We start from the raw sequence: 23,848 nt of genomic DNA, 5'->3' as shown, positions 1-23,848 counted from the left end.
CGGTAGGCGATGTTCACCCGGATCTCCTCAATGAGGCGTCTCTCTGAGCGAATTCCGTACAAATAACCGATCAAGAGCATTTTGAACAGCATGACTGGATCAATGCAAGGCCGACCATTATCTTTACAATACAACGGACGACACTTTTCCGCGATAAACGAAAAATCGATGGTTTCATTGATTTTTCTAAGCAAGTGATCTTGAGGGACAAGGTCTTCTATGTTAACCACTTCTGGTTGGAATTCTCTAGATGTATTAGTTCTAAACATAGAAACCTTCCTCCGCTAATACTTTTTATTTTCTTATTAGACAAAAAAGGCTGTTGACCCTTCTTTGTCAACAGCCTCAGCCATCCAAAACTTGGATGGCTTTTTTTTCTTGCATCAAATTGCCTGATCTTGCTCTTTCCTCATCCTTTGTGTTTTATTCTGATCATTGATCACACCTGATCCTAAGATAACTCCCAGAATGATCAATACAAATCCGCTCATTTGGGCGAAAGTGATAGGTTCATTCAGGAAGAAATAAGAACCGATTAAAGTAAAAAATGGACTTAAGTTTGTAAAAATGGCTGCCTCGGTCGCTCCCAAGCGTTGAAGCGACTTGTTGTAGATCATATGCCCTAATCCCGTCGCAAAAATAGCCGAGCAGAGAAAAAGGAGCCAAACCTGAATATTTCCGTTTGAAAAACGAGCCAGACCGTGTGGTTCTATAGCCAGACTCACCAAAAATAAAACAGCGGAACCAAACAGAAACATCCAACCGGTTAATACTCTTACATCCATGGTATTCGACGCTCTTTTTACAAGAATGAAACTGATCGCTTGAGAAAGTGCTGCCAAAAAGACGTAAAAATCTCCGATCGAAACTTGTCCCAAATGACTTTTCCCATTTAACACAATAAAGGAAACGCCAAGTAATCCAAACAAAATGCCTAATCCACGAAACCAGGTAAAACGATCCCCCAAAAACTTCATCGACATGAGAGCGGTTAAAAGGGGTAACGTCCCCAAGATCAATCCGGAATTTGAAGCTGTGGTTAGTGTTAATCCAATCGCTAAAAAGAAATGATGGAAGACTACATTAAACAGGCCTGCCGCCCCTACCAATTTCATTTCTGTCCAAGTCAACTTTTTCAGTTTTCCAATCAACCCCATCATGACGAATACAACAAATCCTGCTACAAATATACGAAAAGAGGTCATTGTCACAGGATCAAAATGGTGAACCAACACTTTTAAGGCAATGACATTAAATCCCCAAATCATGACAACAACGGTTACAAGTAAACCATAAATCCATCTTGGCACCTTCAAACACTTCCCTATCTTTTGCATAACTAATTCTTTGCACAAATACATGGAATAGATACTGCATTTAAATACGACATGTGGTAGCCTATTTGATCCAAGAATCAAACTGAAAGCTACTTTCAGACAGAGAGTCATACTCTATATAATAGCAAAAAAGATCGACTCGATGAGCCGATCCAGTGATGGAATTCAGAAGATCTTATGCTTTTGACAAATCTGGGATGAATGAGCGATGGGCGTGAGAGAATATGAGTTTCCTTAAGCCATCTTACATAATCATTCCCAACCGATTTGAAGGTACCTGGAAGTTAGTAATCATCTATTGTATACGCGGCATTTGACCATTAGGTGATAACATGGGTGTACCCGTTGCTGGTGAATAAGATTGCAACATCATTTGCATATCTTGCTCTGCAAATTGGGGCACCTGGTAATGTCCATGCTTGTTTTGCCATAGGAAAATTTCATAAGCCATTTCGATGCAATTTGGAATACTGTCTTGAAGAACACGGCGAACGACAGGGTTTGTTGCCTCCAGCGCGACTTTGGTTTTGGCACTGGCTGCTGATTTGACGAGACCGATCAAATGTCCGGCAATGTCTGCATCATTGATTTCTGCCATTGATTGCATCGGTTTTTTCGGTGGTGAAGGTTTTAAACCATAAGTAATGGTTTCGTTGTTTTGGGTCATTTGATAACGTTTGGTGCCATGAGCAGGATCTTGTCCCGTGGAAAATGATTGAACCAACATGTTGTACTCATCCGTCATGAAGCGATATTGTCTGTCCATGATCTGTTTCAGCTCAGGGTCTTTGACAAACTGGGAATGGATCAGATACTGGTTGAGTTGATTCGCTGTACTGCCCAGGATTTCCAACATGTCATTGACCTCATGGCCGCCATGATTAAATTGAACTGCACCGACATGCATGTTTGTCTGTGGATTTTCCTGTTGTGTCATATTGATTGGTTGCATAAGTGTGAATGCTACTTTAAATATAGAAAGCATGTCTACTTATTGTAGACAATTCTCTATATCAAAGTAACGACTGTTCACCTCCTGAATGGATTTACGGTATTTATAATGCCCAGAAAAAACATTTTGTTGTATGGAGATATGGTCTTGGTTATGAATGGAAATATGGAGAAAAAATCGCGATCTTTGGTTGGCGACCTCAATGGAAAATGTAAAATTCAGCAATTTTGGAAAGAACAACAAGGAATCTGTCCCGTCTGCAAACAAAAGATCACCAAACTTATGGAATGATAAAGATACCATTTGTTTGGTGACCTTTGCTGGAAAATCGTGTCCTTTTACTGTCAGAGCCAGGTCCATAACCTGGGAATTACTGTTGAGAAACCGCGTCCCCTATAGGGTATTTTAAGAGGCCTGAGTTGTGTATGTGAAAACTCGTATGATAGTTTTGGGGGGACAGTTCCAAAAAGAGCCTGCTCTACCCCCGCCACCCATGTTTGAATGCAGTCAGGAAATGATTCTTAACTTCATTTAAGCCTACTCCCTTTGTATATCTCGAGAAACAGGGCCTTTTGCAATTATCGCAGTACTTTCAGAGCTTTGGCTACTTTTCTAGCAAAAATTATAGGGTTTTCGACAGATTGAAAATGAATGTAAAACAGTCGTGGATTTTCAAATAACCAGTGATTATGAAAGGCGGTTATTTTGATTCTTCCTCTTCTTAGTGCAGAAATAAAGGGATTGATCTCCGACTGTAAAATGACCGTTTCTCCCAGGTTCAGTGCCCGTCCTTGACGATCAATGGATTCAAAAGAAAAAAAGGTTGGTAATACCAGCGGAGATCGAGTACGACGTCCCAATATCGTTGCGTCAATATTTCTGAATTTTTGTATAAAACAAACCCCATTCATCACACTAGGTTGACCATTCACAATTCGGGCAAATTGGTTACAGAGCTGTCTCAATGCACTCATTCGGTTACCTCCCTTCTGTCAAGCGATTAGTATAGATTATGAAGGAAAGATGTAACCAGTAATGGCTTTTGCCTATATGCATCCATATTGTGTTCTTATCCATTTTCATATAAGGGGAACTTAGGTAGGACACGTAAAAGGACAGAATCTAAACGGTTTTATATTCCCTATTCTAAGTTCCTGATATTTATAGGTATTAAATCATTTCATTACCTAGGTTTTCTTAACTGGACATCTTGGCGTGTCAAATTATATACTTCCATCGAGTGTATCCTCGTAAGGCAAGTTTGATCTCGAAGGGACCGTACTGTTACAAAATGGCAAAGAGCACAGGCATAACCATCAGTAATGTTATGGGGGATAGACGCATGGTTGAGATCCTGGTTGTCGAAGATGATGTAAATATCCGCAAAATCATTTGCTTTTATTTAAAAAAAGAAGGATTCCGCATTCTAGAAGCCGCAACTGGCAAAGAAGCAATCTCCATTCTCCGTTCACAGAGGATTGATTTGATAGTGCTGGATATTATGCTGCCAGAAATGGACGGATGGGAGTTGTGCCGAAACCTTCGGGAATACAGTGACACGCCTGTCCTGATGGTGACGGCAAAGGGAGAAACGGCTGATAAATTAAAAGGATTTCAGATCGGAGCAGATGACTACATCGTTAAGCCGTTTGATCCTCTGGAACTGGTAGCGAGAGTGAAAGCTTTGTTAAGGCGTGTTCGAATTACATCCAGCAAAACAGTACAAATAGGTGATATCACAATTGATGCCAACAGTTATACGGTGAGTATTGGCGGCCAAATCATGAAAATGCCACCCAAGGAGTTTGAACTCTTGTTTCAATTGGCTAGCTATCCCGGCCAAATCTTTACGCGCAACGAGCTAATCGAACGAATCTGGGGCGTAGATTATGAGGGAGAAGAACGAACCGTTGATGTTCATATCAATCGACTGCGCCAACGGTTTGCACCCTTGACGGATTCGTTTCAAATCATCACTGTTCGCGGTCTCGGTTACCGATTGGATGTGACGTCATGATCCGCACATTATATGTTCGACTGGCCATCACCTTTATCGGTGTGGTATTGACAAGCTTGATCATTTCCTTCTTCATTTCCAGCAGTCTATATAGGCAAGAAATAAGTGGCCGAATTGATCAGTACATCATCCGTCAAGGAAAAGAAATCATAGCCCTATACCAACAAAATCCAACCAAAGGCATTGATGCATATTTGAACAGATTGCCTTTGGGTTACAATGCCTGGCTATATAAGGAGACAGGAGAAGTTCAATACTATAGCACCACCCCGCGAAAACCTAAACGTGGGATTTCAGAACAAGATGTAAAGCACGTGTTAAAGGGCGGAATTTATCGAGATGTGGACGATCCCGGTCCTCCTTTTTCCCGCATTGTCGGTTTGCCGTTTCAAATGAACAATCAGCACTATGCCCTGTTTATCCGATTGCGTGTAGACGAGATCTTTACAGATTTACATAAGGTTTTAAGGACAGTGCTATTCATCGTTTTTATCGTTGGTAGCCTCCAATACCTGATTGTTGCCCGGTATCTGGTTAAACCGATAAGAGCTATGACCTTGGCAACACGGAAGCTGGCCCAAGGCGATTTTGATGTCCATGTGGATGTCAAACAGAAAGATGAGCTTGGCACATTGGCGAAAAGCTTCTGTCAAAAGCATTAAGGTCGTTGGAACAAATGAGGCAGGACTTCGTCTCCAATGTCTCTCATGAAATCCAGTCCCCACTAACCTCCATTCGCGGCTATTCGCAAATATTAAAGGAAGAGGCGATTACGGAGAAAGAGCGGAGGGAGTATCTGGATATTATCCAGCAGGAAATAGAGCGCTTATCCCGGTTAAGCGAGAATTTGTTAAAGTTGGCTGCGCTCGAGTCCAATCATCCTCCTTTTCATCCGAAACCCTATTTACTGGACGAGCAACTACGCCGGGTCGTTGTTTTTATGGAACCGCAATGGTCGAAAAAACATCTGGAACTGGATTTATCATTGGAGCGAGTGGAGGTGGTGGCGGATCAGGACCAACTAAACCAGGTGTGGTTGAACCTGTTGGGAAATAGTATCAAGTTTACGCCAGAGGGAGGTCGGATCGGCATTCAGCTGACAGCCGACGATTTGCAGGTCGTTGTGCAAGTTACAGATACAGGTGTGGGCATTCCACCAGAGGCACAATCACGCATATTTGAACGCTTTTATACCGGAGATCCAGCACGGGATCGCCGCAAAAGCGGAAACGGTCTGGGTTTGTCCATTGCAAAAAAGATCGTGGAATTGCATCAGGGAGAGATCCTGGTGGCAAGTGAGGTGGGCAAGGGAACCACGTTTACGGTGAAGTTGCCACGCCGACAGGCAGATAAGAAAATGGATTCATAGCGAGATGATCCTGAAAATATGGATACGCCGTTTCTCCCGCGCTTCGGGATGGGTTCCTTCCTCTGTGACGACTTCTGTACCATTACAGTCAGTCCGTGAGGAATCCATTTCTCCGCATTATAGAAAACAGAACACCTTTTATGGTGTTGTTCCGAAAGATGAGGGTCTGTTGATAAACTGGCATATAACGGAAAATTTGCCAACAAGCTGAGCCTTTGGTCAATCCAAGGCTTTTTTTGTTCACAATTTCGTCATGAGATTTCCGGTTTGTTTAAACTGAGTTTACATAAGGCAACTATCCTTTACCTAGCATCAGAACAAAGGAGGTTGCCATATGAACGGCATGATCAGATGGAGCTTGAAAAACAGTACCGCTGTCTTTTTGCTGGTACTTGTCGTCCTCTTCTCAGGAGTGATGGCTACACAGAACATCAAACTGGAAACATTCCCCGATGTGAGTAATCCCATCCTGACCGTACAGGGAACCCAGCCGGGTGCAACAGCAGAAGATATTGAGAAGAATCTGACCAAACCGATCGAGGATGCCATTAAGCGTCTGAATGACTATGAGAATTTAACCAGTACCTCTGGTGAAAATAGCGTAAATGTGACTGTGACGTATCCTTTGGGAACCGATTTGGATGAGAAAGAGCGGAAGCTTGACAGTGCTCTTTCCAAACTGGCTTTGCCAGAACAGGCAGAAGTTCAGGTTAGCCAAATGAAGTTGGAAAACTTGCCGGTCTATCAAGCGGCTCTTTCCTCTAAAAATGGAGATGAGTTGCAAACATTGCTGGAAGATAAAATCATTCCGGAGCTGGAGCAAACCAAGGGAATTAGTACGGTTCAATTAAAAGGGAAAAAAACAGCAGAAGTTGAAATCAAAGTCAACTTGGACAAGGCAGAAAAAGAAGGACTGACTCTCCAATCGATTAAAAATGCGATTCAAAACGAGAAGTATTCTTTACCAGCTGCTACTGCCGAAAAGAATGGCAATACGATCGCTGTTCGCCTGACAGGAAAAATGCCAAAAGTGGAGGACTTGAAAGCGATCATCATCTCCGGATCTGGAGCAAACATGTCAGCGAATCCACAGGTGGGGAAAGGTGGGCGAACACAGGCACCAGCGAGTGGAAACACTCAACCTAAAACAGTAAGACTGGGCGATATCGCCGAGATTAAAACTGTTTCCAAGAAATCGGAAATAAACAAGGTAAATGGTAATGAGGCGTTTCTGCTTGAAGTGACCAAAGAGCAGAATGCCAATACAACTGATGTCTCCAAGTCCGTCCGGGAAATCTTGAAAAAGTATCAGCAACAAGAAGATTTTGATATCAATCCGATTTTTGACCAGGGACAGAAAGCGGAAGACTCTGTTGCCGGACTGATTCGGGAAGGACTATACGGTGCATTGTTCGTGGTTGTTGTCATTGCGTTGTTTTTACGCAATGTTCGCGCGACCATCATTGCACTGGTTTCCATTCCGCTGTCCATCCTGGTTACGCTTTCTCTCCTGGAAATGATGGACTATACACTAAATATCATGACCCTTGGAGGAATGGCTGTTGCGATTGGACGCATCGTCGATGACAGCATTGTCGTCATCGAGAATATCTACCGCTGGAAGCAACAAAAGGGAAAACAATTGACCCATAAAGAGCTGGTCTATCGGGCTACCAAGGAAGTGGTGCGAGCTGTCGCCTCCTCCACCTTTGTCACCGTTGTTGTCTTCCTGCCGCTGACCTTTGTAGAGGGTATCATCGGGCAATTTTTCCGGCCTTTTGCCATATCCGTTGCCATTTCGATCCTGGTCTCCCTCTTGGTGGCCATCATGTTGATTCCGGTGATGGGGGCTTCGTTCTTCAAAAAAGTAAAACACCACTCACACGAATCGTTGCTAACCCGCTCATACGAGAAATGGCTTCGGGGGGCTTTACGCAAAAAGGCGTGGGTGATCGTAACATCCATTCTCTTGTTGTTCGGCGCATTATCCATGACTCCGGCAATCGGATTCTCATTCCTGCCATCAGAAGAAGCCAGTCGTATCGAAGCAAATATCACGTTACCGGCTGCTACAACGCTAACGGCGGCAGAAGAGCTGGCGAAAAAAATCGATGATCATTTGAATGAAATGGATCTCTTTGTGAAGCGGCAAATGACTGTCGGTGGTACGGCCTTGCGACGAGGCTTCCGCGGAGGGCAGGGAGCAAACGAACGGGAGATTAAGTTCACCCTGGAGATCAAAGATGGAGTCTCGGTCAACGATACCCTGGAAAAGGTAGAAAAAGAGGTTTCACAGCTTGCCCAAAAAGAGATTCCAACGGCAACGATTAGTGTAAAAGAAGAAGTGCAAGGTGGCCCCGGATCTGGTAACAATATCGATGTCAAATTATTTGGAGACAACTTAAAAGATCTGGAGCAGGCTGCCCGTCAGGTAGAAGATCTATTGAAACAGCATAAAGAGCTGAAAAATATCTCCAACAACATGCAAAAAACACGATTGGCATGGGAAGTATCATTAAATGACGAAGGAAAAAAACTGGGGATCAGCCCAAATCAGGTTATGGCATTAATAAACGAACGCCTTCAGCCGATAGAGGTAGGAACCTATGAACTGGATGGAACAGAGCAATCGCTTGTCCTTCTTTATGACCAAAAAGTATCGTCTGAATCGCAGTTACAGGAAATCGAGATCAATACACCTGCTGGAGAGAAAAAGCTGAAGGAGATTGCCGATATAAGAACGGCGAACCTGCCTAGTGCAATTCTTCATGAAAACGGAAAAATCTATGCACAGGTAAGTGCGAAAATAAAAGGAGACAACACGTTTGCTGTTACAGATCAGATTCATCAGGATATCCAATCATTGTCACTTCCGAAAGGAATTCAGGTCCAGGTAGGCGGTGGAGAGGAAGACATCAAGGAAGGGTTAACCAGCCTGGGAACAGCGATTGCCATCGCCATCGGATTGGTATTTCTCATTTTGACCGTGACCTATGGCGGTCTGCTCACTCCGATGGTCATCCTGTCTTCCCTCCTGTTCGTTCCTGTTGGAGCTTTAACAGGATTGTGGATTACCGGCCAAACGATTTCCATGAGTGCCATGGTCGGACTGCTCATGCTGGTGGGCATCGTGGTCACGAATGCGATCGTTCTCTTGGATCGGGTGGAAAGTAAGCGAAAGGCTGGCATGGAGCTGACCGAAGCATTGATTGATGCAGCCAAAACACGTTTACGCCCCATCCTGATGACGGCGATTGCCACGATCTGCGCACTGATACCGTTAGCCTTGTCCGGAGCATCAACAGAGCTGATCTCGAAAGGCTTGGCTGTCACAGTGATCGGCGGCCTGACCACATCGACGTTACTCACACTCATTTTTGTTCCGGTACTATATGCGATCGTCGGAAAGTATCGCCGGATTGAATCAAACGGATTGGATTGAAGAAATTGATAGAAATGAATACCAATACTGCATTGTGGTATTCAAGTCGGTAATGAATCATCGAAAGTCAAACACAAACAAAAACCCGATTTCCAACCACGCTATGGGTGGTTGATCGGGTTTTTGTGTCATCTATAGACGAAATATCAGTATCCGAACCCTGATGTTGCAAGTGCGATTCGCAAAAAACGGTATTTTATCCCTCGTATAGGGAATCATTTTGGGGGGGATTTATGGAAAGTATCATTTTTAGTGAGTACTCACTTTACATCTACAAAATTTTAAATTATTATGAGTTTGAAGTGATTTTCTTATTAAGGAGAAGCATGAAGTTCAGGTTATTGAAGAAAAAAGGACTGAATATGGATACGTTTCTCTTGCGTTTCGAGCTGGGTTTCTTCCCATGACGACTTCTGTACCATCACAATCACTCCGTAAGGAACCCATCCCTCCGTTTTATAGAACATCCCTCTGATGGTGTTGCCAGGCAACATTGAAATAAACCATCTTTCTTTTCGTATTAATTAAGTAAGTACTCACTTGATTTTCATTAAAAAGGAGTCATTTCCTATGAAAGCACATGTACTGTTTTTTAATGAAGTGGACCGTTCCAGTCTTCCTTATGTGGGAGGAAAGGGAGCGAACCTTGGTGAATTGAGAAAGGCCGGCTTCCCGGTACCAGAAGGATTCTGTGTCACAACCTACGCTTATCAGGACTTAATCGCAACCAGTCCCGAAATGGAATCTCTGCTAAATGAACTCAATGCCATGGATCCAGGCGACTTAAATCAATTGCGGAAACTGGGAGAGAGCATTCGTACACACTTGCAGCAATTAGAGATCCCTGCTCAGATGAAAAATGAAATTCTTCATGCGTGGGAATCGGTAGGAAAAGATTATGCTTATGCCGTTCGCTCCAGCGCGACGGCTGAGGATCTGCCTACCGCTTCGTTCGCTGGTCAGCAGGATACCTATTTGAACATCAAGGGATCCGATGAACTGCTTCGACACATTCGAAAATGCTGGGCTTCGTTATTCACGGATCGGGCCATTTCCTACCGGGCCAAAAATGGCTTTGACCATCGCCAGGTTTACCTTTCTGTCGTGGTGCAACGCATGGTGAATCCGGAAATCTCGGGGATTATGTTTACCGCCGATCCTGTAAATGGGAACCGTACAGTGGTCTCCATCGATGCAAGTTTTGGATTGGGTGAAGCCATTGTCTCAGGGATAGTGTCTGCTGATTTATACAAGGTAAAATCCGGTGAAATCATTCACAAGAACATATCGGAAAAGAAAAAAGCGATTTACTCTTTGCCGGAAGGCGGTACAGTAACCAAAGAATTGCCCAGAGACCAACAGACAAAACAGACGCTGACGGACGGACAGATTGTGAGTTTGGCCAGACTGGGAAAAAGAATCGAGAAACATTTTGGCTCTCCACAGGATATTGAGTTCTGTATTGAAAACGGGGAGGTTTTTGTGGTCCAAAGCCGGCCGATTACTTCGTTATATCCCCTTCCGGACATGCCACAGGAACCATTGCGTGTGATGTTCTCATTTGGCCATGTCCAAATGATGACAGATGCCATGAAACCACTGGGCATTTCTGTATTAAGAACCATGGCTTCGGCTAACGTTATGTTAGAAGCAGGTGGACGTCTTTATGTTGATCCCACAGATGTACTTCATCTCAAGCTTGGAAGAAAAATCTTGCCCCATGCATTGAACAATGCAGATGAAGCCATCAGTCGTGCCATTTGTGAAGTCATTCAGCGACCAGAGTTTCTGAAAGTGCCTCCCAAACCGGGCTTATCCAGGGCAATACGTCCATTCATTGTACCGATCCTGAAAGAGGTGTGGAAAAATCTTCTCAAGCGTGACCCCAAACTGGCCAAAGAGAAGGTAGAAGCCTTTATGCAGAAAAAGTTGACAGAGGTTCGGGACAACTTGAAGGGCTTGAGAGGTCCTGCACGTCTGGAAGCAGTTCAATACCAATTAGATACTTTATTAAGGGATGTGTTGCCGAACATCCTGCCATATCCCTTAACCTTCGTGATCCTATCCATATGGTTAAAGAAGGCGCTCATTCGTTGGATGGGTGATGACAAGATACTGCACAGGTTAAATAAATCGCTCCCTGGCAATATCACCAGTGAAATGGGGTTACAGATTGGCGATTTGGCCGATTTGGTTCGCGAGCTGCCAGAAGTAGAGGAGTACCTTAAACATGCCAATGACCAAAACTTCTATGAAGGGTTGGCAAAAATAAAAGGAGGAGAGCGATTTAAGAAAGCATTGGAAGATTTTATGGCCAAATACGGAATGCGTTGCCCGGGTGAGATTGACCTGACCAAGCCCCGCTGGCGTGAAGCGCCTACCCAACTGGTACCGGCAATCTTGGGACACATGCGCAGTGTAAAACCAGGGGAACATCGGCAAAGGTTCATTCAGGGAGAGCAGGAAGCCCAGGAAGCTGCTCAGGTTATAATTCGGCAGGTTGAACGCAGCCGTATCAAGTCCAAATATGCCAAACGTTTTATTGAGGTATTCCGCTATTTGGGCGGTCTTCGGGAGCACCACAAATATCTGATGGTTTCGGTTATGGACGAATGCAAGAAAGCAATCATGGCCGAAGCCGGAGATTTGGTGGAAAAAGGGGTTCTTCAACAGGCAGAGGATGTGTATTACTTTACCCTTGACGAATTAATCCAACTCTCAAAAGGCGAGTTTAAAGAAGATGTCTCCCAGGTTATTTCAGATCGAAAAGAAAAATATGAATGGTACCAAACGCTGAAACCGCCAAGAGTGATGACGAGCGAAGGTGAGATAGTGACAGTTTCGCCCAGACAAGGGGAGTTCCCTAAAGGAGCGCTTATTGGAAGTCCAGTTTCCGCAGGGGTTGTGGAAGGAAAAGCCCGCATCGTCCTGAAACCGGAAGAAGCATTTCTCCATGAAGGGGAAATTATCGTTGCACCACATACGGATCCAGGGTGGACCCCATTATTCCAGTCGGCTAAAGCATTGGTTACCGAAGTGGGTGGCCTGATGACTCACGGTTCGGTTGTGGCACGTGAATACGGAATTCCTGCCGTTGTGGGTGTGGATGATGCGACGAAGAAAATCAAGGACGGACAAATGATTCGAGTGGATGGAAACCAGGGATTTGTGGAGTTTTTGAGTGATAAAAATGAGTAAGCGATCCATGTTGCCATATCATGAACGGGATGAGGATTAAAACAAGGGCTGACCCAAAAGGTCACTTAGGATCTTTTGGGTCAGCTTATTTATGCTGTTCTTAATATTTTTATATTAATATCATTATGTTAAAATTGAAATAAATATAGCGGTGGATAATATATAAGTTGAAGAAAATGAAGACTAGTCATGGACAATAACTAATACCGGAGACCGGTTGCCTCCTTACTTGGAAATAAAGGAGTTTTTCTATGGAAATTACCATTCGCAGTTTATTTAAAAAAGGGAATTTCCTGAAACTCTGGCTTTCCCAAACCCTCCAATCTCTATCCATGGTTCTCCTTCAAGTGATTGTAATCGTAAAAGTATACCAACACACCAACTCCATATTCGGATCGGCTTCTGTATTAACTGTTATGGCTTTTGGCTCCTTTTTTGGTGGAATTCTTGGCTCATATCATATTCATAGATTTTCATTAGTCCATATTCTGCATTGGATTGGATGGGCTCGAGCAGGATTAACCGTCATTCTGGCGTTTCTACTCACAAACATTCAACCTGCGTTTTTCATCCTCTTGTTGATGACTCTATTTTTTATCTCCGTTGTCGGTTCGTGGTATCAACCAGCACGTTTTGCATTACTCCCTTTGATCGTGTCCAAGAAAGAATATATGAAAGCTAACGGAACCATTAATGTCATTCATCAACTATTCCTGGTTGGTGGCTGGGGGTTAGGAGGAGTCATAGCAATAACTCTTCCATTTTACCTAATCATTGTGATCATTTCCGTTTCTTTTTTGCTATCAGGAATATTAATACGCCTGATACAAACAGATCATTCAGTAACCAGAGAAGAATCCGATAAGCCTGAGAAAGCCTGGATCAAATTAATGAGAGTTGGTATTATACGAAATTTAACATTGATGGACGTTAGTGAATCATTAGCCAATGTTGTCTGGAGTAGTGCCTTTATAGTAGCGTTTACTGATGAGGTTTTAAAAAAAGGAAGTGAATGGCTGGGATTTATTAATGCTTCCTATTGGATCGGTGGGATTTTAGGAAGTTTGATGGTTGTCCTAATTGCCAAATACCTGGAAAAACGAATAGGATTTATGATTGGATTAAGTTCATTAGCCATGGCTATCTTGACCTTTTTCTTTGCTACTAATAAAAATGAAGTTTTATCTTTACTATTGTGTGTTTTCATGGGTCCATTGTATCAGGCTAGAGATATATGCCTACAAGATGTAATCCCACCCAATGAGCGAGCGAGTGTCATGGCTGCAAGAAGTACCATTTTAACCCCGTGGTCAAGTGTAGCGTATTTAGTCATGGGATGGATCGCTGATTCGGTAAATATTCAATTTACATACATTCTTGGTGCAGTATTGTATTCCATTACGTTCTTGATTATTTTACTGCACCCATCATTGAGAAATTATCAATACCATGCCGAAAAAAAGATATGATACAAAAAAGCGGTAGTCATTTTAGGATATAGAAGCAACATAACTGAAAATAGCTGTTGGAAGTCTGTACCTGTCAACTTATATTACCCATTCAGATTGGAGTATTACTTATCTAGCTGTTTATTTTCAGCGCCCAACCACTTTACAAGTCTTTATATTGTCTACCATTCTTGCTTTTCTTGTAATAGTTATCTGGTCTCTTTGGAAAATCTGGACCTCTAAGTCTAGCGAAAAGAAGCTTGAAATTCTATGCTTAACATCACGTTCATTGTGGCCTACTCGCATTCAGACAAGTCATTATTCCAAACAACCTTAACTTTGCACTTGCATTTGATATTCCTGCTACCATCGCCCTAATAATCTCATTACTTAATACATCAGGAAGTAGCAAAAATCCCCTAAATTTAACGATAAATAGCCCCATGTTGATCATGACATGGGGTTTTTGCAGGTGAAATATAGACTTTTAATGAACATTAAAACATACATATTGCCACCACAATCCTTATTTATAAAGATAAGGTCACTTTATTTAAATTTTTAATCTACGACCGTGATTCCTTGATTCAAGTATAGAGTTTTAACGTCTGTTTTGACATGTTCGGTTATTAAATAAGTTAATTTATTTGATGGGCAAACAATGTGATTAGAAACAGTATTTAATTTATCAGATGTTGCCATCCCCAATATTTCAGTAGAAATAGATGCCATTTTTCGTTTTACTAAGGCCTCCGTTAAACTCGGAACGCTTATTCCTATATGAGGATCAATTTTATAAATGCCCATTATATATAAGTCGGCTCTCATTGTATTTAAAGTTTCAACAGTATCTATTCCCAAATTAACCATTGATTGCTTAAATAAAGTTCCACCAAGCATAATAACATCAATATCCTTGTGATTACTTAATGCGATTGCAATGTGGGGACAATTTGTTATTACGGTTGCTTTTAAGGATAAAGGTAATTGATTTACTAAATGTAAATTTGTGGTACCTCCATCTATCAGTAACACCATATCATCCTTAATAAAATCCAATGCTTTTTTGGCTAAATTGATTTTGATTTCATTGGAAATATTCTGTCTTGTCGAAAAATCTACTACAGGTGGACCTATTCTCAATGCACCACTATGAACTCTTTTAATAAGTCCTTGATTATCCAATTCTTTTAAATCTCTTCGTATTGTATCTTCTGAAACAGATAAGCGTTTACTTAAATCACTCGTAATAACTTTAAGCTCATCATTTAAAATCTGCAGAATTTTTTGTTGACGTTCTTCTTTTAACATAGTTATTTTTCCCCTCTATTTATTTTTATCTCTTTAAATTCAGGTGTGTTGATAAGTCATAATATAAAAGGAAAAAGACACCTTTTGGTTTAAAGGGATAAGTGCTACCCAACCCCGAAAACCAAAAGAGATGTCTTCATGGATCAGCATAGCATCATTTTTAAGTCAATTCAATCTCTGCACGCTGGCAAGTGGAGTTTTTCTTTCGCTGGGGTGTCAGCTTTTTGCTTCTCTAATTTCCTATGCTTTTATTCAATGGTTTATCTTTTTACTCGTCCGTTCCATTTTTCTACTACTCGAATCCAATTTTGCGCAAGGCGAAGCTTGCGCAACTTCCTATAGAATGGCTAACGAACATTTATAACTTCCTTCGACATCAAAGCACAAGGTTACGATAACTAATTTCCATTTTTATGCAAATCAACATACCTGCTTTAAATTAGTCTATCATAATTCATTAAGTCCTAAAAGCTAAACACGCACAAATAAACACGCATAAATATAGCATAAAAACGCAAAAACACGCTTTACATTAAACTGAAAACAATTTATAATGCATATAAACAGGCAAATAAACGCAAAAAGGAGCATGAACATGCAATATAGGAGAATTACAATTGCACCTTCAATAATGTGTGCAGATTTATGTAATTTAGAAAAAAGCGTAAAGGAACTTGAAAAAGAAGGATTCGATACTTTGCACGTAGATATAATTGATGGATATTTTAGTCCAAGTATGCCATTAGGAATTGATACAATTAAGCAATTGCGTAAAATTACCAATATGAATTTCGATATCCATATTATGGCTAATAATAATGAGTTTTTTATACAAGAGATGATAAAGATTGGTGTTCAACAAATTTCATTTCATGTAGAAACAAGCATACATATTGATCGCTATATTCAATTAATTAAAAAAAATGGAATTAAAGTAGGGATAGCACTTAATCCTGCTACATCCTTATCCGTATTAGATTATGTATTACCACAGTGTGATACGATTTTGCTAATGTTGATAAATCCAGGGTTTGCTACTGATAAAAATGAAAAACAAGTGTCTTATGCAATAAAAAAAGTAGAGGATTTGTATCAACTAATAAAAGAGAAAGGACTAGATACAAGGATTGAGGTTGACGGTAGAGTATCTTTTGACACTATACCAGGGTTGGTAAGAGCTGGTGCTGATATATTAGTTGCTGGCAGTACAAGTCTATTTATGCCTAGTAATAGTTTGGCGGAAAATAAAAAGTCTATGGAAAAATATATTTTAGAGGGTTTAAGCGAGGAGGTTAAATAAAATGGTTAATTACTATGATGTTGCAAAGGAAATTACAAATGAACTTTCCACTACTTTAAGTAAGATTAATGGTGAAGACGTTCATAAATTGTTGTTAGAAATACAAAAGGCCGAAAAAGTATTCTTTGTAGGGGTTGGAAGAGTTTTATTGTCATTACAAGCAATAGCAAAAAGGTTAGCACATCTTGGCATTAACACCTATGTTGTTGGACAAATTACTGAACCAGCTATTACTGAAAAAGACTTATTGATAGTAGGTTCGGGAAGTGGAGAAACTGCTTTTCCGTTAATTATTGCAAAAAAAGCAAAACAATTTAATGCCAGAGTTGCTCATATTGGTGCAAATCCTGAGAGTTCAATAAGGGAATTTTCGGACCTTTTCGTCAAAATACCTGTAAGTACAAAATTACAATTACCTGATGAAATTCCGTCTGTACAACCAATGACAAGTTTATTTGAACAAAGTTTATTATTACTGGGGGACACTCTAGCATTAATGATCATTAGAGAGCAAAATATTGATATGCGTAGTCTATGGAAATATCACGCAAATTTAGAATAGAAATTCAGTAAAGGAGATTATAAAGATGCAAGCGCTGCATTTTGGTGCTGGAAATATAGGGAAAGGTTTTATCGGATATTTGTTAAACAAAACCGGCTATGAAGTTTGCTTTGTTGATATCAATCAACAAATGGTTGATAGTTATAACAATAATAATAGTTACAAAGTTGAAATATTAGATGATAGTCATACAGTGGAAACAATAGCTCCTGTTTCAGCATTGAATAGTGCTACACAAGAAGAAGAAGTAATTAATGCGATCGTAAATGCCGATCTAATCACAACATCTGTTGGAGTTAATAATTTATCTCAGATTGCTAGTATTATATCTAAAGGTCTTTTAAAAAGAGCAAAGATAAATAAAAAAAAGATTGACATTATAGCAAATGAAAACGCTATCAATGCTTCTTCTACTTTAAAGCAAGAAATTGAACGACATGTTTCAAGCAGTGAAATGAATGAAATATGTTCCTTTGTTGGGTTCCCTAATTCAGTCATTGATCGCCTGGCTTTATCAAAAAAAAGTGAAGAGGGTGAGATTGCTCTTGTAGAACCTTATTACGAGTGGATAATCAATAAATTGGAAATGGTTAATTTAGATTTACCTTTTATAAAAAATGCCATATATGTTGAGGATTTAAAACCTTATATTGAAAGAAAGTTATATATTGTAAATATGGGACATGCAACAACTGCATATATTGGATTTCTAGCAGGAGAATGTACTATTCAAAGTTCTTTAGAGAAGCCTGAAATTGAAAATTTTGTAAGGGGAACACTAAAGGAGGTATCTCAATATTTCATTCAAAAATTCAATACTAAATCCGAAGACATGAGTGATTTTATTGAAAAGACTTTAAAGCGGTTTAAAAATAAAAATATTAATGATGATGTTTTACGAGTAGGGAGATCTCCAATCCGAAAACTGGGTTATGATGAACGGTTAATTAAACCAACCAGAGAACTTTTTGATTTAGGGCTTTCAATAGAACATGTAACTGTTGCAGTTGCTGCTGCATTTCTATTCGATAATCCTCATGATGAAGAGTCTGTCATTTTACAAAAATATATAAATGAAAAAGGCATAGAACAAGCAATTTTGCATGTTACTCAAGTTGATAATAAAAAAATTACAGATAAAATTATAACAAATTATTATCGATTAAAAAATACTGATTGCAAAAGTATATTAGCACAAATCTGAAAGGGGAAGTAAAATGTTAAGTGAGTATTTAAAAGATAATATAAACTTTTTAGATGAAGTTTCTTCATGGGAGGAATCTATAAAAGAAGCTGCCGATCCTTTACTAAAAAAGGGATTTATTACTGCTAAATATATTCAAGATATGATTGAAAATGTCAATATTAATGGCCCTTATATAGTGATAGCCCCAGGGATTGCTATGCCCCATGCAAAAAATGAAGGAGGTGTAATAAAAACCAGTATATCTTTTTTAAAATTAAAAAATTCTGTGTTTTATCCGGAAGAAAAGGAGGTAAGTATTGTTTTTGTTTTAGCTGCTGTAGATAGCTCGGAGCATTTAGAGTTGATATCTGATTTGGCTTCTTTACTAATTGATGAGGATATTATGACTAAATTTAAAAATTCAAACAGCGAAGAGGAAATAATCAATCTAATTAAGATGGTTGAATAATATACACAAATTTCGATATGCCTAATTTGGTGTATAACTGCACAGTACTTTCCTCCCTATAAATTGGTATTTATGATTAAACTAATAATGAGCAAAGGAGCGATAAAAGTATGGCTAATGTAGCGAATGTCGTTGAACCCCCTAAAACCCCATCAATTCGTGCTCGGTTTCAGGCTTTTGGGGGCTTTCTAACCAATATGGTCATACCTAATATAGGAGCTTTTATTGCATGGGGTATACTTACAGCTTTGTTTATTCCGACCGGCTGGATACCTAATGAAAGTCTAGCTAAAATAGTTGGTCCAGCAATAAAATACTTGTTACCCTTACTTTTAGCTAGTACAGGGGGCAGAATGATTGCTGGTCAAAGAGGAGCTTTAATGGGTGCAATTGGAGCTATAGGGCTAATAGTTGGATCAGAAATACCCATGTTCTTAGGGGCAATGATTATTGGTCCTTTAGGAGGTTGGGTAATAAAGAAATTCGATAAATCAATTGAAAATAAAATTCCTGCCGGATTTGAAATGATCGTGAATAACTTTTCTATTGGTATTTTGGGATTCTTATTAATGATTCTATCCTTCTACTTTATAGGTCCAGTTATTGAATTGGCAAATAACTTTGTAACATCTGCGATTAAAGCATTAGTAGATACTGGTTACTTACCATTGCTTTCTCTTATCAATGAGCCTGCTAAGGTGTTATTTTTAAATAACGTAATTGATCAAGGGATTTATTATCCTTTAGGTATGCAAGAAACACTTAAAGCAGGAAAGTCAATTTACTTTACGGTAGCTTCTAATCCAGGGCCTGGACTTGGTTTATTATTAGCGTTTGCCTTGTTTGGTAAAAAGGCTGCTAAACGTACTGCTCCTGGTGCTATAATCATTCACTTTTTCGGTGGTATCCATGAGTTGTATTTCCCATACGTATTAATGAAACCACTTACAATTTTAGCTATGATCGCTGGAGGAATGTCAGGGATTACAGTTTTCAATCTTTTCAATGCAGGTCTTGTAGCAGGACCAAGTCCTGGTTCAATATTTGCATATCTTGCGTTAACGCCTAAAGGTAACTTTTTAGGAATCATTTCAGGAGTACTTGTTGCTACCGCAGTTTCCTTCATCGTTACATCTATTATATTAAAATTGGATAAAAAATCAGATGAGGAAGAAGACTTTACCAGTTCAATAGAAAGATCAAAATCTATGAAATCCGAAGGCAAACAAATTTTAAGTTCATCTATTGATCACTCTATTACAAATAAAATAAGTAAAATTGCATTTGCTTGCGATGCAGGAGCTGGTAGTAGTGCATTAGGTGCAACGTCATTTAGAAAAAGGCTACAAAAGAAAAATATTAATGGTATCGAAGTAAAACACTATAGAATAGAAGATGTTCCTCAGGATACTGATATCATCGTGGTTCATAAAAATTTATTAGAAAGAGCGAGACTCTCTCATACGAATAAAAAAATCATTACCATAGAAAATTATATTGATGATCCTAATCTTGCACAATTAATTAATGAATTAGAGGAAAGATAATTATATTTTTAATGTGAATGTCAAACAAAAAATTGACCACCTGAGTAACAGAGGAGCATAAATGACACTTACTGATATCTCAATCGATCAATGACTTCATTTTCCTTTGCATCTTTGCTAAATCTGAGTTGATTCGGTCGATGATCAGTCTTAACCACTCTGCACAGATCTAACCCATCTTTAGAAGATGGATGCTCTCTATATCAGTAATAAAAAACAGTGATTTACTCGTTACCAATGATGGCTTTGACAATTTATCCACCTTGAACCCTGTTTGGGATGAATAAATTAAAATAGGTTTTCATTGCGCATGCTGTCGTGTAAACTTATATGAACAGATACAATGAGAGGCTAAGGTAGTCATCCCCTTTTTGGATGTGTTGGACAGTGGTCTCCTCAGTTCCTTTATTTTTATATGAGAAGATCATGCAGACGCTTAAACATACAATAACAAAAGGAGCCGCTTTATCAGTTATGGCTCCTTTTGTTATAATAAACTAATAAGATCATTTTGATGTTAAGCAGGTTTATCAATTGTACCAAGTATATACTAGACAGCTATTCACCGTGGATCCTCTTGTAGTATTCTACTCAACCTTCCTTCCCATTTTTTTAAAACATTCTTTTTTCATTTCCAATCTCTAGACTAATGGTTCTTGTTTTTTGAATAATTAAATGAATCTGCTCCTAAATCACTAAAGGGGGAAATGTTTTGCGCTCTCGATATCTATCTATAGGCTGGTTTACTTTGTTTATTTACTTATTGGCTATTCATTTCTTGGCCTCAGCTATTTTGTTTTATCACTCCCGGGATGATGGTGGGTTTTTTATGTTGTGGTCTTTTATTCATCACAGTCCTTATACCAAGTTCTGGTTAATCCTGTTAGGGAGTTTAATTCTCTACCCGATTCTTAGTCTATATTACTTATTTAAAAGAAGCACGATGATTTCATTAAAGAAATTGGTTGGTTTTTGGGCTATTGCATGTTCCACTTTTCTTTATGGGATCTTCTATTTTTTTCAGATCATCTTACATGTAAAGCAACCTAATGAAAGACAGAGTGTAGTACTTCAAGAGTTTTTACGTAGTGGCAGCGAATTGGTTTATCATACCTTTTACTGGATCATGATCATATTGTTTGTCTTTGGAGTTATTTCTTTTATTATTAGTTCTTTCTTCGATAGAAAAAATCAAAGGAAAGAATAAGGTTACCATACCATATCCAATCTTTGAGCCACGACTTTTAGTGTTTTAAAAATCGAAATATTGGCTAGCATCACGGCCTAAATGAAATATTATTTTTAATAATAATCCTATTGTTATTTTTATCATAAATATGCTATAATGAAACCGATTTCAGAAACCGGTTTCATTAAATATTGAAAAAACCGAAAAAGGTTGATCGATAAAGATGACGAGAAAAAAGCAGACAGACCGAGTGACGATTACCGATGTTGCACGGGTTGCGGGTGTTTCCAAGACTACGGTCTCCCGTTATTTGGGCGGACAGTATCACGTTCTGTCGGAGAGTACACAAGCCCGGATCAAGGAAGCGATTGAGCAGCTGAATTACCGGCCAAATCAGATGGCGAGAGGATTAAAACGGGATCGTAGCTATCTGATTGGCATGGTCATGGCGGATATCTCTAACCCCTATTCGACTGCTGTTCTCCGGGGAGCAGAAGATGTCTGCAAGCAAAAGGGGTACAGTATTCTGGTTTGCAATACGGATAATGATCCGGCGAAGGAAAGGGAATACATCCTGATGCTACAGTCCCATCGGATTGATGGCTTGCTGATCAATACAACAGGGAAAAACAATGATTTTTTGCGTGAGCTGGCGAATGATTGCACACCTGTCGTGCTGATCGACCGGAAAGTACCTGTGCTGGGGTTTGACACGGTGGGTCTGGACAATGAGCAAGCTACCAGTGAAGCGATTCATTTTCTCCTGAATCGAGGGTATAAAAGAATTGCTTATGTTAGTGAGCCGATAGCTGGAGTCAGCTCCCGACGAGAGCGTGCCGCTGTGTTTACTGCTCTGGCGGATCAATATGGATATTCGGCCGATGACTTGTATGAAGTGAATCTTCAATCACCTGAACGATTAAGTGAAGTGTTGGATCACTTTTTACAACGAACACAAGGGGAAAAACCAGTCATCTTTGCGGCAAACGGTGTGGTGTTGCTCAAGTTGATTCGAGCTTTGCAATCAAAAGGGATAAGCGTTCCTGAAGATGTGGCTGTGATCAGCTTTGATGACACCGAATGGGCAGCTCTCATTGGCTCAGGGATTACTGCCATCGCGCAGCCAACCTATCAAATTGGTATGACTGCGATGGAACGTATTTTTCAGCGCATGGAAGGGGATGGATCGCCTGCGCAAAATATCGCTTTTGCAGGAAAATTGATCATCCGGGGATCAACTCCGCCTGTTGTATAGTCTATAATGCAAGCGCTTCCATCTTGTTGATACCGTTCTCGATTTATGCCGGTTTTTCTTTTCAGTTTCACTCCCACTCAATAAAAACGGGCAAATGTTGTTCAACTGGAAAAGAAAAACCGGGTTTGTCAAATATACAGCAATTTCTTTTATATGTTTATGGGAACGGTTTCATAAAAAGTGTTGATTTATGTGGAAAGAGATATAGAAAAATCTTTTCATCATAGGAGATAAATTGATGAAACCGGTTTCTACATGTGTGCCATAACTCGATTCCATATAGAGAAAGAGGAGTTCAGAATGAAAGCGTTAGATGTGGTTACTTTTGGGGAAGCCATGGTCTTGTTTATTGCGGAGCAGGTTGGAGAGCTTCATCAAGTGGAAAAGTTTACACGCAATTTGGCGGGAGCTGAGACGAATGTGGCCATCGGTCTGGCCCGTCTCGGTTACCGGGTTGGCTGGGTGAGTAAGGTGGGGAATGACCCTTTTGGCCGATATATTCGCGAAAAAATACAGAGTGAAAACGTCGATATCACTCGGGTGGGGATCGATGATCGATATCCTACCGGGTTTCAACTCAAATCGAAAGTGGTTTCGGGCGATCCCGAGATCCATTATTTTCGCAAAGGATCAGCGGCGAGCAAGATCAGTGTGAATGATTTTGATACGGAGTATTTTACCTCGGCCCGCCACATGCATATGACGGGAATTCCGCCAGCGTTGTCCGATACTGCACGGGAGTTTGCCGAGCATGCCCTGTCTGTGATGAAGTCGGCCAAACGTACCATTTCATTTGATCCAAATTTGCGTCCGCAATTGTGGGCAAGTCAGGATGAGATGATTCGCGTCCTCAACGCACTGGCTGTACAGGCAGACTGGGTCCTTCCGGGCATTGCGGAAGGACAGATCTTAACGGGTTATTCGGATCCAAGAGATATCGCCGCTTTTTATCTTGACAGGGGGGTGAAGCTGGTCGCTGTAAAATTGGGACCCAAAGGCGCTTATTATCGAACAGCAACAGAAGAAATGGTCGTTCCGGGATTTCCGGTAAAAGAAGTCATCGATACGGTAGGTGCAGGAGATGGATTTGCTGTTGGATTGATTAGCGGGATTCTGGATGGTATTTCCATTCCGGTGGCTGTTTCTCGTGGAAATGCGATTGGGGCTTTGGCCGTGATGTCTCCGGGGGATATGGATGGTCTGCCAACGCGAGACCAATTAACGAGGTTTATCAATGAATGTAGGAATGACACGAAGGAGTGAATC

General features: G+C 40.3%; 18 protein-coding genes. 13 read left to right on the top strand and 5 right to left on the bottom strand.

Going from position 1 to position 23,848, the window contains the following annotated elements; translation table 11 throughout:
* From BMZ78_RS14855 to BMZ78_RS14835, 4 genes are all read right to left on the bottom strand, one after another.
* Nucleotides 1–269: transposase (locus BMZ78_RS14855; RefSeq protein WP_139203339.1), on the bottom strand; the 269-nt coding region annotated here is incomplete at its 3' end.
* Between the two features lie 114 nt (nucleotides 270–383).
* Nucleotides 384–1,310: a DMT family transporter gene (locus BMZ78_RS14850; RefSeq protein ID WP_341849647.1), complete on the bottom strand. Its 927-nt coding sequence runs from the start codon at nucleotides 1,308–1,310 to the stop codon at nucleotides 384–386.
* A gap of 322 nt (nucleotides 1,311–1,632) precedes the next feature.
* Nucleotides 1,633–2,274 (bottom strand): spore coat protein, encoded by a 642-nt coding sequence (locus BMZ78_RS14845; protein ID WP_093231219.1) that lies wholly within the window; start codon nucleotides 2,272–2,274, stop codon nucleotides 1,633–1,635.
* Nucleotides 2,275–2,867: 593 nt separating this feature from the next.
* Nucleotides 2,868–3,263 carry a DUF1259 domain-containing protein gene (locus BMZ78_RS14835; RefSeq protein ID WP_093231212.1) on the bottom strand — a complete coding sequence of 132 codons (396 nt, stop codon included), beginning with the start codon at nucleotides 3,261–3,263 and terminating at the stop codon, nucleotides 2,868–2,870.
* 368 nt (nucleotides 3,264–3,631) lie between these two features.
* Here BMZ78_RS14835 and BMZ78_RS14830 point away from each other — a divergent pair, with 368 nt between their 5' ends.
* From BMZ78_RS14830 to BMZ78_RS14805, 6 genes are all read left to right on the top strand, one after another.
* A complete protein-coding gene (locus BMZ78_RS14830) occupies nucleotides 3,632–4,306 on the top strand; it encodes a response regulator transcription factor (RefSeq protein ID WP_093231211.1) in 675 nt (224 codons plus the stop codon).
* Complete coding sequence (locus BMZ78_RS14825) at nucleotides 4,303–4,968, top strand: HAMP domain-containing protein (protein WP_093231210.1); 666 nt, start codon at nucleotides 4,303–4,305, stop codon at nucleotides 4,966–4,968. Before BMZ78_RS14830 ends, BMZ78_RS14825 begins: the two co-directional genes overlap by 4 nt.
* Nucleotides 4,969–4,982: 14 nt before the next feature.
* Nucleotides 4,983–5,675, top strand: a complete 693-nt coding sequence (locus tag BMZ78_RS14820; protein WP_217645017.1) for a sensor histidine kinase — start codon at nucleotides 4,983–4,985, stop codon at nucleotides 5,673–5,675.
* 334 nt (nucleotides 5,676–6,009) lie between these two features.
* Nucleotides 6,010–9,117 carry an efflux RND transporter permease subunit gene (locus BMZ78_RS14815; protein WP_093231208.1) on the top strand — a complete coding sequence of 1,036 codons (3,108 nt, stop codon included), beginning with the start codon at nucleotides 6,010–6,012 and terminating at the stop codon, nucleotides 9,115–9,117.
* A 570-nt stretch (nucleotides 9,118–9,687) separates the two neighbouring features.
* Nucleotides 9,688–12,315 carry a rifamycin-inactivating phosphotransferase gene (rph, locus tag BMZ78_RS14810; protein WP_093231207.1) on the top strand — a complete coding sequence of 876 codons (2,628 nt, stop codon included), beginning with the start codon at nucleotides 9,688–9,690 and terminating at the stop codon, nucleotides 12,313–12,315.
* A 251-nt stretch (nucleotides 12,316–12,566) separates the two neighbouring features.
* Nucleotides 12,567–13,784 carry an MFS transporter gene (locus BMZ78_RS14805; protein WP_093231206.1) on the top strand — a complete coding sequence of 406 codons (1,218 nt, stop codon included), beginning with the start codon at nucleotides 12,567–12,569 and terminating at the stop codon, nucleotides 13,782–13,784.
* Between the two features lie 540 nt (nucleotides 13,785–14,324).
* Here BMZ78_RS14805 and BMZ78_RS14800 read toward each other — a convergent pair.
* Nucleotides 14,325–15,074 carry a DeoR/GlpR family DNA-binding transcription regulator gene (locus BMZ78_RS14800; protein ID WP_093231205.1) on the bottom strand — a complete coding sequence of 250 codons (750 nt, stop codon included), beginning with the start codon at nucleotides 15,072–15,074 and terminating at the stop codon, nucleotides 14,325–14,327.
* Nucleotides 15,075–15,669: 595 nt separating this feature from the next.
* On the opposite strand from BMZ78_RS14800, the gene BMZ78_RS14795 reads away from it, so the two are divergent.
* The 7 genes from BMZ78_RS14795 (at nucleotide 15,670) to BMZ78_RS14760 (ending at nucleotide 23,845) form a co-directional block, all read left to right on the top strand.
* A complete protein-coding gene (locus tag BMZ78_RS14795) occupies nucleotides 15,670–16,374 on the top strand; it encodes a ribulose-phosphate 3-epimerase (RefSeq protein WP_093231204.1) in 705 nt (234 codons plus the stop codon).
* Nucleotide 16,375: 1 nt separating this feature from the next.
* Entirely contained in the window at nucleotides 16,376–16,936 is a 561-nt protein-coding gene (gene hxlB / locus BMZ78_RS14790) for a 6-phospho-3-hexuloisomerase (protein ID WP_093231203.1), read from the top strand.
* 25 nt (nucleotides 16,937–16,961) lie between these two features.
* Entirely contained in the window at nucleotides 16,962–18,140 is a 1,179-nt protein-coding gene (locus BMZ78_RS14785) for a mannitol-1-phosphate 5-dehydrogenase (protein ID WP_093231202.1), read from the top strand.
* 13 nt (nucleotides 18,141–18,153) lie between these two features.
* Nucleotides 18,154–18,591, top strand: coding sequence for a PTS sugar transporter subunit IIA (locus BMZ78_RS14780; RefSeq protein ID WP_093231201.1), 438 nt, complete (start codon nucleotides 18,154–18,156; stop codon nucleotides 18,589–18,591).
* Nucleotides 18,592–18,701: 110 nt separating this feature from the next.
* Nucleotides 18,702–20,138 (top strand): PTS mannitol transporter subunit IIBC, encoded by a 1,437-nt coding sequence (locus BMZ78_RS14775; RefSeq protein ID WP_093231200.1) that lies wholly within the window; start codon nucleotides 18,702–18,704, stop codon nucleotides 20,136–20,138.
* 1,412 nt (nucleotides 20,139–21,550) lie between these two features.
* Entirely contained in the window at nucleotides 21,551–22,582 is a 1,032-nt protein-coding gene (locus BMZ78_RS14765) for a LacI family DNA-binding transcriptional regulator (protein ID WP_093231198.1), read from the top strand.
* 300 nt (nucleotides 22,583–22,882) lie between these two features.
* Nucleotides 22,883–23,845 carry a sugar kinase gene (locus BMZ78_RS14760; RefSeq protein ID WP_093231197.1) on the top strand — a complete coding sequence of 321 codons (963 nt, stop codon included), beginning with the start codon at nucleotides 22,883–22,885 and terminating at the stop codon, nucleotides 23,843–23,845.
* Nucleotides 23,846–23,848 lie beyond the last annotated feature (3 nt).

Origin of the sequence: Thermoflavimicrobium dichotomicum, from assembly GCF_900114055.1 — a bacterium.
GTDB classification, from domain to species: domain Bacteria; phylum Bacillota; class Bacilli; order Thermoactinomycetales; family Thermoactinomycetaceae; genus Thermoflavimicrobium; species Thermoflavimicrobium dichotomicum.
The sequence above is the reverse complement of the archived record's forward strand: the minus strand, read 5'-3'. Positions and strand labels throughout refer to the sequence as shown.